Raw genomic sequence first — 319 nt, 5'->3', positions numbered from 1 at the left:
TTGATGCCGGAAAATCGTGAAAAACCGGCAATAAACTCTGCAAAACATAAAAGAGCCGAAGGGGTGGGGTGCTGGGGCCAGTGGGTCGGGGCGGACACTTGTGCGGTTTCGGGCCGTGGTGTGTCGGGCTCCGAGGGGTACATCCGGTTTTGGGCCGTGGTGTGTCAGGAAACGTGCGAATTGTGGCACGGCACAGCCCAAAACGGGGCTCCGAGGGGTACATCCGGTTTTGGGCCGTGGTGTGTCAGGAAACGCGCGAATTGTGGCACAGCACAGCCCAAAACGGGGATCCGAGGGGTACATCCGGTTTTGGGCCGTG

The organism is Corynebacterium sp. HMSC27B11, assembly GCF_001815985.1.
Classification (GTDB): Bacteria; Actinomycetota; Actinomycetes; order Mycobacteriales; family Mycobacteriaceae; genus Corynebacterium.
This window is presented reverse-complemented; position numbering follows the sequence as displayed.